At 57.3% G+C, this 13022-nt stretch carries 15 protein-coding genes; all 15 read left to right on the top strand.

Annotation, left to right across the window (positions count from 1 at the left end):
* Position 1: 1 nt before the first annotated feature.
* The 15 genes from rpmD to HGT1_RS14265 all read left to right on the top strand — a co-directional run bounded on the left by rpmD (position 2) and on the right by HGT1_RS14265 (position 13016).
* A complete protein-coding gene (gene rpmD / locus HGT1_RS14335; protein ID WP_093917651.1) occupies positions 2-190 on the top strand; it encodes a 50S ribosomal protein L30 in 189 nt (62 codons plus the stop codon).
* A gap of 564 nt (positions 191-754) precedes the next feature.
* Complete coding sequence (gene rplO, locus HGT1_RS14330) at positions 755-1237, top strand: 50S ribosomal protein L15 (RefSeq protein ID WP_176250640.1); 483 nt, start codon at positions 755-757, stop codon at positions 1235-1237.
* A gap of 120 nt (positions 1238-1357) precedes the next feature.
* The gene (gene secY, locus HGT1_RS14325) at positions 1358-2722 is read left to right on the top strand and encodes a preprotein translocase subunit SecY (RefSeq protein ID WP_176250639.1); all 1365 of its coding nucleotides are present in this window, start codon (positions 1358-1360) and stop codon (positions 2720-2722) included.
* Positions 2719-3366 (top strand): adenylate kinase, encoded by a 648-nt coding sequence (locus HGT1_RS14320; protein ID WP_176250638.1) that lies wholly within the window; start codon positions 2719-2721, stop codon positions 3364-3366. The genes secY and HGT1_RS14320 overlap by 4 nt, the downstream gene beginning before the upstream one ends.
* Before the next feature lie 325 nt (positions 3367-3691).
* Positions 3692-4060 carry a 30S ribosomal protein S13 gene (gene rpsM, locus HGT1_RS14315; RefSeq protein ID WP_176250637.1) on the top strand — a complete coding sequence of 123 codons (369 nt, stop codon included), beginning with the start codon at positions 3692-3694 and terminating at the stop codon, positions 4058-4060.
* 13 nt (positions 4061-4073) lie between these two features.
* The gene (gene rpsK / locus HGT1_RS14310; RefSeq protein WP_008226467.1) at positions 4074-4463 is read left to right on the top strand and encodes a 30S ribosomal protein S11; all 390 of its coding nucleotides are present in this window, start codon (positions 4074-4076) and stop codon (positions 4461-4463) included.
* 117 nt (positions 4464-4580) lie between these two features.
* Positions 4581-5597 (top strand): DNA-directed RNA polymerase subunit alpha, encoded by a 1017-nt coding sequence (locus HGT1_RS14305; protein ID WP_176250636.1) that lies wholly within the window; start codon positions 4581-4583, stop codon positions 5595-5597.
* A 135-nt stretch (positions 5598-5732) separates the two neighbouring features.
* The gene (rplQ, locus tag HGT1_RS14300) at positions 5733-6152 is read left to right on the top strand and encodes a 50S ribosomal protein L17 (RefSeq protein ID WP_176250635.1); all 420 of its coding nucleotides are present in this window, start codon (positions 5733-5735) and stop codon (positions 6150-6152) included.
* A gap of 135 nt (positions 6153-6287) precedes the next feature.
* Positions 6288-7658, top strand: a complete 1371-nt coding sequence (locus tag HGT1_RS14295) for a trypsin-like peptidase domain-containing protein (protein WP_176250828.1) — start codon at positions 6288-6290, stop codon at positions 7656-7658.
* Between the two features lie 3 nt (positions 7659-7661).
* Positions 7662-8969: a replication-associated recombination protein A gene (locus HGT1_RS14290; RefSeq protein ID WP_176250634.1), complete on the top strand. Its 1308-nt coding sequence runs from the start codon at positions 7662-7664 to the stop codon at positions 8967-8969.
* A gap of 31 nt (positions 8970-9000) precedes the next feature.
* A complete protein-coding gene (gene crcB, locus HGT1_RS14285; RefSeq protein ID WP_176250633.1) occupies positions 9001-9381 on the top strand; it encodes a fluoride efflux transporter CrcB in 381 nt (126 codons plus the stop codon).
* Positions 9378-10427 (top strand): RluA family pseudouridine synthase, encoded by a 1050-nt coding sequence (locus HGT1_RS14280; protein ID WP_176250632.1) that lies wholly within the window; start codon positions 9378-9380, stop codon positions 10425-10427. The genes crcB and HGT1_RS14280 overlap by 4 nt, the downstream gene beginning before the upstream one ends.
* A complete protein-coding gene (locus HGT1_RS14275; RefSeq protein ID WP_176250631.1) occupies positions 10424-11101 on the top strand; it encodes an HAD-IA family hydrolase in 678 nt (225 codons plus the stop codon). The genes HGT1_RS14280 and HGT1_RS14275 overlap by 4 nt, the downstream gene beginning before the upstream one ends.
* A gap of 2 nt (positions 11102-11103) precedes the next feature.
* Positions 11104-11829 carry an ATP12 family chaperone protein gene (locus HGT1_RS14270; protein WP_176250630.1) on the top strand — a complete coding sequence of 242 codons (726 nt, stop codon included), beginning with the start codon at positions 11104-11106 and terminating at the stop codon, positions 11827-11829.
* A 170-nt stretch (positions 11830-11999) separates the two neighbouring features.
* Positions 12000-13016, top strand: a complete 1017-nt coding sequence (locus HGT1_RS14265) for an amino acid ABC transporter substrate-binding protein (protein ID WP_176250629.1) — start codon at positions 12000-12002, stop codon at positions 13014-13016.
* Positions 13017-13022: the final 6 nt, after the last annotated feature.

Below are 13022 nucleotides of genomic sequence, written 5' to 3'. Positions count from 1 at the left end.
CATGGCTAAGACTATTGTAATCAAGCAGGTTGGTTCGCCAATCCGCCGCCCCGCCGACCAGCGCGCTACGTTGATCGGTCTGGGTCTGAACAAAATGCACCGTGTACGCGAACTGGAAGACACACCTTCCGTACGCGGCATGATCCGCAAGATCTCTCACATGGTAGAGATCCTCGAAGAAAAGGGCTGAGTTGGCGGTGGGTTTAGCCCACCTCACCAATTTGCAGTCGGATGGGTGTAACCCATCTTGAATTAAGCGCCTCGCGGGAAACTGCGGGGCGTTTTTACATGGACAATAGTTAGCAAGAGGTTAACGCTTGAGAAGTGCGCTCTCTTTCGACGCACCTATTTGTTCATGGAATTATTATGAAACTTATTCTCAAACCGTTTTCCGTCTTCGTTTTACTCAATGTTATTAGCCTCCCCGTCAGCGCCTCGTCCTTCGTAACCGTCGGTATAAGCCAGACGGTTATCGAACATGGTGGTGGCTGCAGAAAGTCGTCTCCTCCGGGTCAGTGCTGTCATGGCGGGTCCAAGCCGGTGCATTGCCACTAGAAGAGCGCGCTTGGAGCCTGACATCGGGGGGGCCGTGCCAAAATGGCCAAGACGGCGATAGTCGACAGTCGTGACTTGATAACTCTGCTGGGGGTGGCTATACGCCCCCAGTGGCCACCAATCCGCCACAAGAATCATGAAACGCCGCGTTTGGCCGCTCCCGTCGCTGGGGGCCACATCCGGCAAAAGGAGAAGCGACATGAAACTGCATGAACTTTCAGACAACCCAGGTGCAACGAAACCACGCAAGCGCGTTGGCCGTGGTCCTGGTTCCGGCACCGGTAAAATGGGTGGCCGTGGTATCAAAGGTCAGAAATCCCGTTCGGGTGTAGCGATCAACGGGTACGAAGGCGGTCAGATGCCATTGTACCAGCGTCTGCCAAAGCGCGGCTTTACCAAGCCGAACCGCAAATCCTACGCTGTTGTGAACCTTGGTCTGATCCAGAAATTCATCGACGCGAAAAAGATCGACGGCGCTGCTGCGATCACCGAAGACGCGCTGATTTCTTCGGGTCTGGTACGTCGCAAGCTGGACGGTATCCGCGTTCTGGCAAAGGGCGACTTGACTACCAAAGTTGACCTTCAAGTCACTGGTGCGTCCAAGTCCGCAATCGAAGCAGTAGAGAAAGCGGGCGGCAAATTGACCGTCACAGCACCTGCCGCGGCGAACGCAGACGCGTAACCAAACCCTTTTGCCTTGTGAGCGGGCTGCGTCCCGCTTACATAGACAATCGAGTTTTCCCAAATGCCGCCCGCCGGAAAACGGCTCGGGCGGCGTTTTTGCAAAGAAAGAGCCCTAATCATGGTATCAGCCGTCGAAAGCATGGCCGCCAACACCAGTTGGTCCGCGTTGGGCAAGGCGACAGACCTTCGCAACCGGATTCTATTCACCCTCGGTTTGCTGATCGTTTATCGCCTTGGCACGTTTATTCCGGTTCCCGGCATTGACGGCAGCGCCCTGCGCCAGTTCATGGAAAGCGCAGGTCAAGGCATTGGCGGTATGGTTTCGATGTTCACCGGTGGTGCGCTTGGCCGTATGGGCATTTTCGCCCTCGGTATCATGCCTTACATCTCGGCATCGATCATCGTTCAGTTGATGACCTCGATGGTTCCCGCGCTTGAGCAGCTCAAGAAAGAGGGCGAGCAGGGGCGCAAGAAGATCAACCAATATACACGGTTCGGTACTGTGGCTTTGGCGACCTTGCAGGCCTACGGGCTGGCTGTGTCGCTTGAGGCAGGCGACATTGCCGCCGATCCGGGCATGTATTTCCGTCTCGCTTGTATGATTACGTTGGTGGGCGGCACCATGTTCCTGATGTGGCTGGGCGAGCAAATCACCGCACGCGGCATCGGTAACGGCATTTCGCTGATCATCTTTGTGGGCATCATCGCCGAAGTTCCTGCAGCCATTGCTCAGTTCTTCTCGTCGGGTCGTTCCGGCGCGATCAGCCCTGCGGTGATCGTTGCGGTGTTGGTGATGGTCATTGTGACGATCATGTTCGTGGTCTTCATGGAGCGCGCCCTGCGCAAGATCCATATCCAGTACCCGCGCCGCCAAGTTGGCCAAAAGATGTATGACGGCGGGTCCTCGCACCTGCCAGTTAAGGTTAACCCAGCTGGTGTTATCCCTGCGATCTTCGCCAGCTCGCTTTTGTTGCTGCCGGTGACGATCAGCACGTTCTCGGGGAATTCCACAGGGCCGATCATGTCGGTCTTGCTGGCAAACTTCGGGCCAGGGCAGCCGCTTTACCTGCTGTTCTTTGTCGCGATGATCGTGTTCTTTGCGTATTTCTATACCTTCAACGTCAGCTTCAAGCCTGACGAAGTTGCCGATAACCTGAAAAATCAGAACGGTTTTGTCCCGGGTATCCGTCCAGGCAAGAAAACAGCCGAATATCTTGAGTACGTTGTAAACCGTATTCTGGTGCTCGGGGCTGCGTATTTGGCAGCGGTCTGTATTCTTCCTGAAATTCTTCGGGGTCAGTTCGCCATTCCTTTCTACTTTGGTGGTACTTCGGTTTTGATTGTTGTGTCGGTGACCATGGATACAATTCAACAAGTGCAAAGCCACCTGCTTGCACATCAATACGAGGGGTTGCTTGAGCGCTCGCAGTTGCGTGGCAAAACAGGCAAATCCCGCAAAAAACGGAGCCCGGCACGTAAATGAACATTATTCTGCTTGGACCGCCCGGAGCGGGCAAAGGAACACAGGCGCGTCACTTGGTTGAGACCCGCAATATGGTGCAACTTTCCACCGGCGACATGCTGCGTGAAGCGAAAGACAGCGGCACCGAGATGGGCAAGATGGTTGCCGAGGTTATGGCGCGCGGCGATCTGGTCACCGACGAGATCGTGATCGGTCTGATCCGGGAAAAGCTGGAAGACACGTCCGAACACGGCGGCTTTATCTTTGACGGTTTCCCACGGACGCTGGCCCAGGCCACCGCATTGGGCGAGCTGTTGAAAGCAACGGGCAAGCCGCTTGATCATGTGATCGAATTGCGGGTGAACGACGAGGCGCTGGTCAAACGTATTTCCGGCCGGTCGACCTGCGGTAATTGCGGCGAAGTCTATCACGACGAGACAAAGCCACAGCCTGCTGACGGCAAATGCGTCAAATGCGGTTCAACTGATTTCAAACGCCGGGCTGACGATAACGAAGAAAGCCTGCGCAACCGTTTGATGGAATACTACAAAAAGACATCGCCGCTGTTGGGCTATTACTACGCCCATGATCTGCTCAAGCGGGTCGATGGTCTGGCCGATATCAACGTGGTTCAGGCCAGCATCGCGGCCATTCTGGACGCCTGATCGGCACGTTCTACCAGCATTCGGAAAACGGCACCCCTGCATCGCACGGGTGCCGTTTTCTATTTGTTTAACAACATTTTTCAGGCGCGATTGACGAACAACCGCTTCAATGCGGGTCACATGTCCAATCGTGGGTTGACGCTTGTTGGAAATGGCAATAACCAGCCGTATCTCGTATGAGAATCGAATTGCAAAAGGGCACCGATCACGCTCTGCGCAAGAACACCTGATCAGCTGCAGCCCGATGGCAAGAAACGCCTCGGGCTTCACGTTGTGAAAAAAGGGTCTGGTATCACGGACCCGCAACGAAAAAGGAATAGCACACGTGGCACGTATTGCCGGCGTAAACATCCCGACTGCAAAGCGGGTTCCAATCGCCCTCACATATATCACTGGTATCGGTAACTCTTCGGCTGCGCAAATCTGCGAAGCTGTTGGCATCGACATCACCCGTCGTATCAACGAACTTTCGGATGCAGAAATCCTGAAGATCCGTGAATACATCGACGAAAACTTCTCTGTTGAAGGCGACCTGCGTCGCGAGACACAGATGAACATCAAGCGTCTGATGGACCTTGGTTGCTACCGTGGCCTGCGTCACCGTCGTAACCTGCCGGTTCGTGGTCAACGCACCCACACCAACGCTCGCACTCGCAAAGGCCCTGCAAAGGCCATTGCTGGTAAGAAGAAATAAGGGGGTCTGATCAATGGCACGCGAAAAGACAAAAACAAAGCGTAAGGTCAGCAAGAACATCGCCGCAGGTGTGGCGCATGTTAACAGCTCCTTCAACAACACAAAAATTCTGATCTCTGACGTTCAGGGCAATGCGATTGCATGGTCTTCGGCAGGCACAATGGGTTTCAAAGGGTCGCGTAAATCGACACCTTACGCAGCCCAGATGGCAGCAGAAGATGTGGGCAAGAAAGCCCAGGATCACGGCGTGAAAACGCTGGAAGTCGAAGTGCAAGGCCCGGGTTCGGGTCGCGAAAGCGCATTGCGTGCTTTGGCCGCTGCGGGTTTCAACATCACATCGATCCGTGACGTGACGCCAATGGCGCACAACGGCTGCCGCCCACCAAAGCGTCGCCGCGTCTAACGACATATATTATTTATGGGGTCGTGCCGTTGGGTGCGGCCCCGTACTGCTTTTCTGAAACCTCGGGAGTTTCTTCGCCGTTTGGACATGGGGCAAGAGACAAGAATGGAGGGACGTATGATCCACAAAAATTGGGCTGAATTGATTAAACCACAGCAGCTGGACGTGAAGGTGGGCAATGACCCGGCACGTCAGGCGACTGTGATCGCAGAACCGCTTGAGCGTGGTTTTGGTTTGACGATGGGCAACGCGCTGCGCCGCGTTCTGATGTCTTCGCTGCAAGGCGCTGCCATCACATCCGTACAGATTGACAACGTTTTGCACGAATTCTCCAGCGTTGCTGGTGTACGTGAAGACGTGACCGACATCGTTCTGAACCTCAAGGGTGTTTCCTTGCGTATGGAAGTCGAAGGGCCAAAGCGCCTGTCGATTTCTGCAAAAGGCCCTGGCGTTGTGACAGCTGGTGACATCTCTGAGAGCGCCGGGATCGAGATCCTGAACCGCGATCACGTGATCTGCCACCTGGATGACGGTGCCGATGTCTACATGGAACTGACCGTAAACACGGGCAAGGGCTATGTTGCAGCGGACAAAAACAGACCGGAAGACGCGCCAATCGGGTTGATCCCGATCGATGCGATCTATTCGCCAGTGAAAAAAGTGTCTTATGACGTGCAGCCGACCCGCGAAGGTCAGGTGCTGGATTATGACAAGCTGACGATGAAAGTCGAAACCGACGGTTCGATCACGCCAGACGATGCAGTCGCATTTGCTGCGCGCATTCTGCAAGATCAGCTGGGCATCTTCGTCAACTTCGACGAGCCTGAATCTGCGTCGCGTCAGGATGATGATGACGGCCTGGAATTCAACCCGCTGCTGCTCAAGAAAGTAGACGAGTTGGAACTGTCCGTGCGTTCCGCAAACTGCCTGAAGAACGACAATATCGTGTATATTGGCGATCTGATCCAGAAGACCGAAGCCGAAATGCTGCGCACGCCGAACTTTGGCCGCAAGTCCTTGAACGAGATCAAGGAAGTGCTGTCGGGTATGGGTCTGCACCTTGGTATGGACGTCGAGGACTGGCCACCGGACAACATCGAAGACCTCGCCAAGAAGTTCGAGGATTCGTTCTAAGAATTCATGCGGTGGGGAGCGATCCCCACCACATGCAAGACTGGGCCACGAGGGCCCCAAGGAGAGTTGGCGCTACGCACGTCAGCCGGACAAAGCAAAACCGCCCGTAGAGGGCATATCGTTGGAGACTAGAAAATGCGTCACGCACGTGGTTACCGCCGCCTGAACCGTACTCATGAACACCGCAAGGCGTTGTTCTCGAACATGGCAGGCTCGCTCATCGAACATGAGCAAATCAAAACAACCTTGCCAAAAGCAAAAGAATTGAAGCCGATCATTGAAAAAATGATCACGCTTGCCAAGCGCGGCGATCTGCACGCGCGCCGTCAGGCAGCAAGCAAGCTGAAGCAGGACCAGTATGTCGCGAAATTGTTCGACATCCTTGGACCCCGCTACAAAGACCGTCAGGGCGGCTATGTGCGCGTGCTGAAAGCGGGCTTCCGTTATGGCGACATGGCACCGATGGCGATCATCGAATTCGTAGACCGCGACCGCGACGCGAAAGGCGCAGGCGACAAAGCCCGCGTTGCAGCATACGAAGTTGCCGAAGACTAAAGCCATCTGCCTTGCAGATGATTATAAAGCCCCTGCCTGCGCAGGGGCTTTTTGCTTTTATGCCTTCGGCGAGGATTTTGGACCATTTGGAATATGGGTGTTGCGAAAGCACCTATGGCTGCGCATATCTGGTGTATGAAATATATCCTGATCCTGCTCGCCCTGATTTCCTTGCCCGTCCATGCGCAGACTGTTCCAAGCTCTGCGGTGCAAATGCAGCTTAGCTTTGCGCCCTTGGTGAAAGAGGCCACGCCAGCCGTCGTGAACATCTATGCGCGCACGATTGTGCAAAGCAGTCGCACGCCGCTGCAATCCGACCCGTTTTTTGAACGCTTTTTCCAAAGCCCTGACGCGGGTCGCCCACGGGTGCAAAATTCGCTCGGGTCGGGGGTGATCTTGTCAGAGGACGGGATTGTCGTGTCGAATTATCACGTGGTGGGGATGGCGACGGACATTCGTATTGTCCTTGCTGACCGGCGCGAATTTTCCGCCCGCGTGATGTTGAGCGATGCCGATAGCGACCTTGCCATCCTCAAGATTGACGATGTGGCCGACCTGCCGTTTCTGTCCTTACGCGACAGTGACGGGGTCGAGGTCGGCGAACTGGCTTTGGCCATCGGGAACCCGTTCGGCGTGGGGCAGACTGTCAGCAGCGGCATCGTATCTGGCCTTGCGCGGTCCGGGGGCATGAACGGCGGTGGGCAGGGGTATTTCATCCAGACCGACGCGCCGATCAATCCGGGTAATTCAGGCGGGGCATTGATTGATATGCAGGGGGACCTGATCGGCATCAACACGTCAATCCTGACCAGTTCCGGCGGGTCCAACGGCATCGGTTTTGCCATTCCGGCCAATCTGGTTGCAGAGTTTATGGGGCAGGCGCGCAGCGGTGCGACGCGTTTTGCACGCCCTTGGGCGGGGCTGAGCGGGCAGGCCGTTGATGCGGATATGGCTGCCCCCTTGGGGTTGGACCGGCCGGGCGGCATTATTCTGTCGGGGTTACATCCGGTCAGCCCGTTTCTGGCCGCAGGGTTTCGGGTGGGCGATGTGATTATCGCGGTCGACGGTGAGGATGTGCATTCCCCCGCCGAGATGATCTACCGGATGAGCGTGGCGGGGCTGGGCAAGCAGGCTGTGATCACGCGCCTGCGTGATGGGGCGCAGACCGATCTGGTGGTGTCCCTGATCGAAGCGCCGGAAGAGCCTTCGCGCGACACACTTGTTTTGGGCGATCGCGAACTGCTGCCAGGGCTGGAACTGGCGCGGATCAATCCTGCGGTACTGGCCGAGCTGAATTTGTCACTGGAAATATCCGGGGTCGCGGTAATGGGCGTGGGGCCCTTTGGCATGCGGGTCGGTTTGCGCCCCGGCGATGTTATTCTGGGTGTGAATGGTCAAGAGGTCGAATCCCCCGATCAGGTGCGCGAGGCATTCAAGGGGCGGCGGCAGGCCGAACTGGTTGTGCAGCGCGGCGGGCAGCGGTTGTCGCTGCGGTTTCGGATCTGATCCTTGAGCGATTTATTTGGCAGCATTGAGACGGTAACCGAGGGGGGGCATCGCCCGCTTGCGGACCGGTTGCGCCCGAAAACATTGGCCGAAGTGATCGGGCAAGGTCAGGTCCTTGGGCCAGAGGCACCGTTGACTGTGATGCTGGAGTCGGGGTCCTTGGGATCGTTGATCTTTTGGGGGCCGCCGGGCGTTGGCAAGACGACGATTGCGCGGCTGTTGGCCGATGAGACCGATCTGCATTTTGTCCAGATCAGCGCCATTTTCAGCGGCGTGCCCGAATTGCGCAAAGTATTCGAGGCGGCCAAGATCAGGCGGCAGAACGGTCAGGGGACATTGCTGTTCGTCGACGAGATCCACCGTTTCAACAAGGCGCAGCAAGACGGGTTTTTGCCGCATATGGAAGACGGCACCATTCTGTTGGTGGGCGCGACCACGGAGAACCCGTCTTTCGAGCTGAACGCCGCGGTGTTGAGCCGCTCTCAGGTGTTGGTGCTTGAACGCTTGCCGCTTGCCGATCTGGAGAGTTTGGCCCGGCGGGCCGAGGCGGAATTGGGCCGTGGTTTGCCGCTGGACAGTGCTGCACGCGAAAACCTGCTTGAGATGGCGGATGGTGACGGGCGCGCCTTGCTGAACCTGATCGAACAGGTTGCGGCGTGGAAGGTTGATGGCGTGCTGGATGGCAAGGCGTTGTCGGGCCGTTTGATGCGCCGTGCCGCCCAGTACGACAAGGGGGGCGACGCGCATTACAACCTTATCTCTGCGTTGCATAAATCGGTGCGCGGGTCTGATCCCGATGCGTCGCTGTATTGGCTGGCGCGGATGCTAGAGGGCGGCGAAGACCCGCGTTATCTGATGCGGCGGATCACGCGCATGGCTGTCGAAGACATCGGGCTGGCCGATCCTCAGGCGCAGGCAATCTGCCTGCAATCATGGGAAACCTATGAACGGTTGGGATCGCCCGAGGGCGAATTGGCGCTGGCGCAGGCTGTGACCTATCTGGCCCTGGCCCCGAAATCGAACGCCGCTTATGTGGCCTATAAATCCGCGCGCCGTGCTGCAAAACAGACAGGGTCGGCCCCGCCACCCAAACATATCATGAATGCGCCAACCAGCATGATGAAAGACCAGGGCTATGGCGCGGGTTATGCCTATGATCATGATGCAGAGGACGGGTTCTCGGGGCAGAACTATTTTCCCGACGGGATGGACCGGCCGCAACTCTATCAACCGGTGGAACGCGGGTTCGAGCGCGACTTGAAAAAGCGGCTCGATTACTTTGAAAAGCTGCGCAGCGCGCGCAAAACTTGACAATCCGCGCACAAAGCGTGAGAGACCGCAGATGATTTCATCCCTGTTCCTTGTGGCTATTGGTGGCGCTATCGGTGCGTCCTTGCGATTTTTGTCGGGCGTCGCTGTGTTGCGCGCTTTCGGCCCGCAGGATTTCCCCGTTGCGGTGCTGGGCGTGAACATTCTGGGGTCGTTCCTGATGGGGCTGTTCGTCGTCGTTGCAGCGCAAAAGGGGCTGACACAGTACAGCCCGTTTGTGATGACGGGCGTTCTTGGCGGGTTTACGACGTTTTCGGCGTTCTCGCTGGAAACGGTAACATTGATCGAGCGCGGCCAGATCGCATCGGCGGGGATATATGTGGCACTGTCAGTCGGACTGTCGGTGCTAGGATTAATGCTGGGCCTGTATGTGGCCAGAGGAGTATTTGCATGAGCCGGGTTCAAAACCTGATCATTGAGCAGGGTGACGGGGATCAGCGGTTGGACCGCTGGTTCAAACGTATGTTCCCGCTGATCAGTCAGGGGCGCATCGAAAAGATGTGCCGCAAGGGTGACATTCGCGTTAATGGCGGGCGTGTCAAAGCGTCAACACGGCTGGAGGTGGGGCAGGAAATTCGCATTCCGCCGCTCCCCGATACCGAAGCCCCGCCGCCGCCAAAGCGCACGCGGATTTCGGACGCGGATGCCAAGTTCATCCGGTCGTGTGTGATTTACCGCGACGATTATATCATCGCGCTGAACAAGCCTCCGGGGTTGCCCGTTCAAGGCGGGTCGGGCCAGTCGGATCGCCATGTCGATGCCTTGGCTGATGCGCTGATGTTCGATCTGGATGAAAAGCCGCGGCTTGTGCACCGTCTTGATAAAGATACCTCCGGTGTCTTGATCATGGCGCGCACGCGGTCGATTGCGGCTGATCTGACGTCGTCGTTCCGGCACCGCCAGACCCGCAAGATCTACTGGGCAGCCGTCGCAGGCGTGCCGCATCCCAAGAACGGGACGATCAAGTTCGGCTTGGTCAAGGCGTTCGGTCACGGGGCGCGGGGCGAGGGCGAAAAGATGTACTGTGTCCACCCCAAGGATATGGACACCACCGAAGGGGCCAAACGTGCCACGACCGACTATGCGACACTGGCGCAAGCCGGCACGCGCACCTGTTGGGTCGCGCTGATCCCGGTGACGGGCCGCACGCACCAGCTGCGCGCCCACATGGCCGAGATCGGGCACCCCATTGTCGGTGACGGCAAATACGGTGGCTCCGGTCAGGAAAACATGGGCGACGGTTGGGGCGCACAACTGGGCGGCGACATCTCGAAAAAGCTGCACCTGCATGCGCGGTCCCTGACGCTTGAACACCCCGTGACCAAGGCTACGCTGAACCTGATCGCGCCAATGCCGGATCACATGGCGCGGACATGGGATACGTTCCAGTGGTCGCCCTCCGATGTGCCTGCCGACCCGTTCGAGGAGGACTGGGCGTGAGCTCAGACCTGCGGCTGGTGATCTTTGATGTCGACGGGACGCTCGTTGACAGTCAATCGGATATACTGGCCGCTTTTGCGCAGGCGTTTGCCCATGCGGGGCGGACCTTGCCTGCGCCGGCGCAGATCATGTCGATCGTCGGGCTGTCGCTGGATGTTGCGATCGCGCGGCTTGTGCCGGACATCTGCGATGCGGACGGCGCTGCGATGGTCGAGGCCTATAAAGACGCCTATGTCACCTTGCGCGCATCGACACCCGCGCAGCAGTCATCGCCCTTTTACCCCGGCGTGCACGAAGGGCTGACCCTTTTGAAGGCCATTCCCGAAATGCTGTTGGGGGTGGCGACCGGCAAGTCGAAACGCGGCCTGGACAAGCTGATCGAAGCGCATGGCCTTGAGGGCATGTTCGTGACCCGACAGGTGGCGGATTTTCACCCGTCCAAACCGCATCCGTCGATGATCTTGCAGGCCATGGCTGACACGGGCGTCGGGCCGTCGCAAACTGTGATGGTCGGGGATACCAGCTATGACATGGATATGGCCGCAGCAGCGGGTGTGGCGGGCATTGGCGTCAGCTGGGGCTATCATACCCGCGATGCGCTGACTGCGGCGCGGCACATCATTGACCGTTTCGATGAGCTACCTGCGGTCTTGAGAAAAATTTGGAGCGTTTGAGAATGAGTGATTGGAAAGCGAAACGGTTTTGGAAAGACGCGCAGGTTGTCGAAGCTGATCGGGGTTACACGGTTGAACTTGACGGTCGCCCGATAAAAACGCCGGCCAAGCAATTGCTGGTGTTGCCGACAGCCAAGATGGCCGAAGCGATTGCCGCAGAATGGCAGGCGCAGGACGGCGTGATCAATCCGCAGACCATGCCCTGCACCAAAACTGCCAATGCCGCGATTGACAAGGTCGCTGTCCAACATGCCGAGGTCGCCGACATGCTGGCGGCGTATGGCGATTGTGATCTGCTGTGCTACCGCGCGGACAGCCCGCAGGAACTGGTTGACCGGCAGGCTGCTATCTGGGATCCGATGCTGGACTGGGCAGACCAAATGCTGGGCGTCCGGTTGCAGACCCGCGTTGGCATTATGCATGTCCCCCAAGACCCTGATGTGGTCGCCGATCTGACCCGCCGCACCCATGCACTGGACCCCTTTGAACTGGCTGCGTTTCACGATCTGGTCAGCCTGTCAGGATCGCTTATTTTGGGGTTTGCCGCCGCGATGTCAGCCCGCGATATGGATTCGCTTTGGGACATGTCGCGCCTGGATGAGATCTGGCAGGCCGAATTATGGGGCAAAGACGATGATGCCGAGGCATTGGCAGCAGTCAAAAAGGACAGTTTCTTGCATGCCAAGTGGGCGTTTGACCTGAGTAATGGAAGATTATTGCAAATGTAGGCTCGGGCAGGGGGCTCAGTCTGTTTTTTGGGGTTAAAGCCTTGACGTTCTGGCGCTAAATCGCCCAAACTTCGTCGCACTAATGGGATCAATCCATTAAGATAACCTCCGACCCAAAAGGTGTCGGTTTAACCGCCCATTAACGTGGCGGAAATCAGGAAGAGGTAACTATGAATAAATCCGTATTTTTTGGTGCGATGACAGTGGCTGGCCTTATCGCCGGTGCGTCTGCTGCAGCAACACTTGACGACGTAAAAGCGCGCGGCAAGCTGAACTGTGGTGTGACAACCGGTCTGGCCGGCTTTGCTGCACCAAACGCCAGCGGCGAATGGGAAGGCTTTGACGTCGCGGTATGCCGCGCTGTTGCTGCCGCCGTTCTTGGCGATCCGGCTGCCGTTGAATTCATCCCGACAACCGGCAAGACACGCTTTACCGCGCTTGCTTCGGGCGAAATCGACTTTCTTGCACGCAACACCACATGGACATTCTCCCGTGATGTTGACCTGAAGTTCGACTTCATCGGTGTGAACTACTACGATGGCCAAGGCTTTATGGTTCCAAAATCCCTGGGCGTTTCTTCCGCCAAGGATCTGGACGGCGCGACTGTCTGCATTCAGACCGGTACAACAACCGAACTGAACCTCGCTGACTTCTTCCGCTCCAACAACATCTCGTACGAGCCCGTGCCAATCGAGACAAACGCCGAAGGCCAGCAGCAGTACCTTGCCGGTGCATGCGACACATACACAACTGACGCATCCGGTCTGGCCGCGACACGTGCCACATTCGAGGCTCCTGGCGATCACATCATTCTGCCAGAAATCATCTCGAAAGAGCCTTTGGGCCCACTCGTACGCCACGGCGACAACGAATGGGGCGATATCACGCGCTGGACGCTGTACGCTCTGATCGCTGCTGAAGAGCTGGGTGTGACATCCGCAAACGTCGAAGAGATGGCTGCAAGCACAACAAACCCTGAAGTTGCCCGCCTGTTGGGTACCGAAGGTACGTTGGGTGAAATGCTGGGTCTGGACGCCGCATGGGCCAAGAACGCAATCGCGTCTCAGGGCAACTACGGTGAAATCTTTGCCAAGAACATCGGCGAAGAAACTCCAATCGGTCTGGCTCGTGGCCTGAACGCTCAGTGGACAGACGGCGGCCTGATGTACGCGCCTCCTTTCCGCTAAGAACCT

Origin of the sequence: Sulfitobacter sp. HGT1, from assembly GCF_013282155.1 — a bacterium.
GTDB lineage: Bacteria > Pseudomonadota > Alphaproteobacteria > Rhodobacterales > Rhodobacteraceae > Sulfitobacter.
Note: the sequence above shows the minus strand (reverse complement) of the source record. Positions and strands in the feature narration are given on the sequence as shown.

What these genes read in the sequence shown, in the direction of transcription:
- HGT1_RS14265 (WP_176250629.1), top strand. Translation starts at nt 12,000, where the DNA reads ATGAATAAATCCGTATTTTTTGGTGCGATGACAGTGGCTGGCCTTATC.
- HGT1_RS14295 (WP_176250828.1), top strand. Translation starts at nt 6,288, where the DNA reads ATGAAATATATCCTGATCCTGCTCGCCCTGATTTCCTTGCCCGTCCAT.
- rplO (WP_176250640.1), top strand. Translation starts at nt 755, where the DNA reads ATGAAACTGCATGAACTTTCAGACAACCCAGGTGCAACGAAACCACGC.
- secY (WP_176250639.1), top strand. Translation starts at nt 1,358, where the DNA reads ATGGTATCAGCCGTCGAAAGCATGGCCGCCAACACCAGTTGGTCCGCG.
- HGT1_RS14320 (WP_176250638.1), top strand. Translation starts at nt 2,719, where the DNA reads ATGAACATTATTCTGCTTGGACCGCCCGGAGCGGGCAAAGGAACACAG.
- HGT1_RS14280 (WP_176250632.1), top strand. Translation starts at nt 9,378, where the DNA reads ATGAGCCGGGTTCAAAACCTGATCATTGAGCAGGGTGACGGGGATCAG.
- rplQ (WP_176250635.1), top strand. Translation starts at nt 5,733, where the DNA reads ATGCGTCACGCACGTGGTTACCGCCGCCTGAACCGTACTCATGAACAC.
- HGT1_RS14305 (WP_176250636.1), top strand. Translation starts at nt 4,581, where the DNA reads ATGATCCACAAAAATTGGGCTGAATTGATTAAACCACAGCAGCTGGAC.
- crcB (WP_176250633.1), top strand. Translation starts at nt 9,001, where the DNA reads ATGATTTCATCCCTGTTCCTTGTGGCTATTGGTGGCGCTATCGGTGCG.
- rpmD (WP_093917651.1), top strand. Translation starts at nt 2, where the DNA reads ATGGCTAAGACTATTGTAATCAAGCAGGTTGGTTCGCCAATCCGCCGC.
- rpsK (WP_008226467.1), top strand. Translation starts at nt 4,074, where the DNA reads ATGGCACGCGAAAAGACAAAAACAAAGCGTAAGGTCAGCAAGAACATC.
- HGT1_RS14270 (WP_176250630.1), top strand. Translation starts at nt 11,104, where the DNA reads ATGAGTGATTGGAAAGCGAAACGGTTTTGGAAAGACGCGCAGGTTGTC.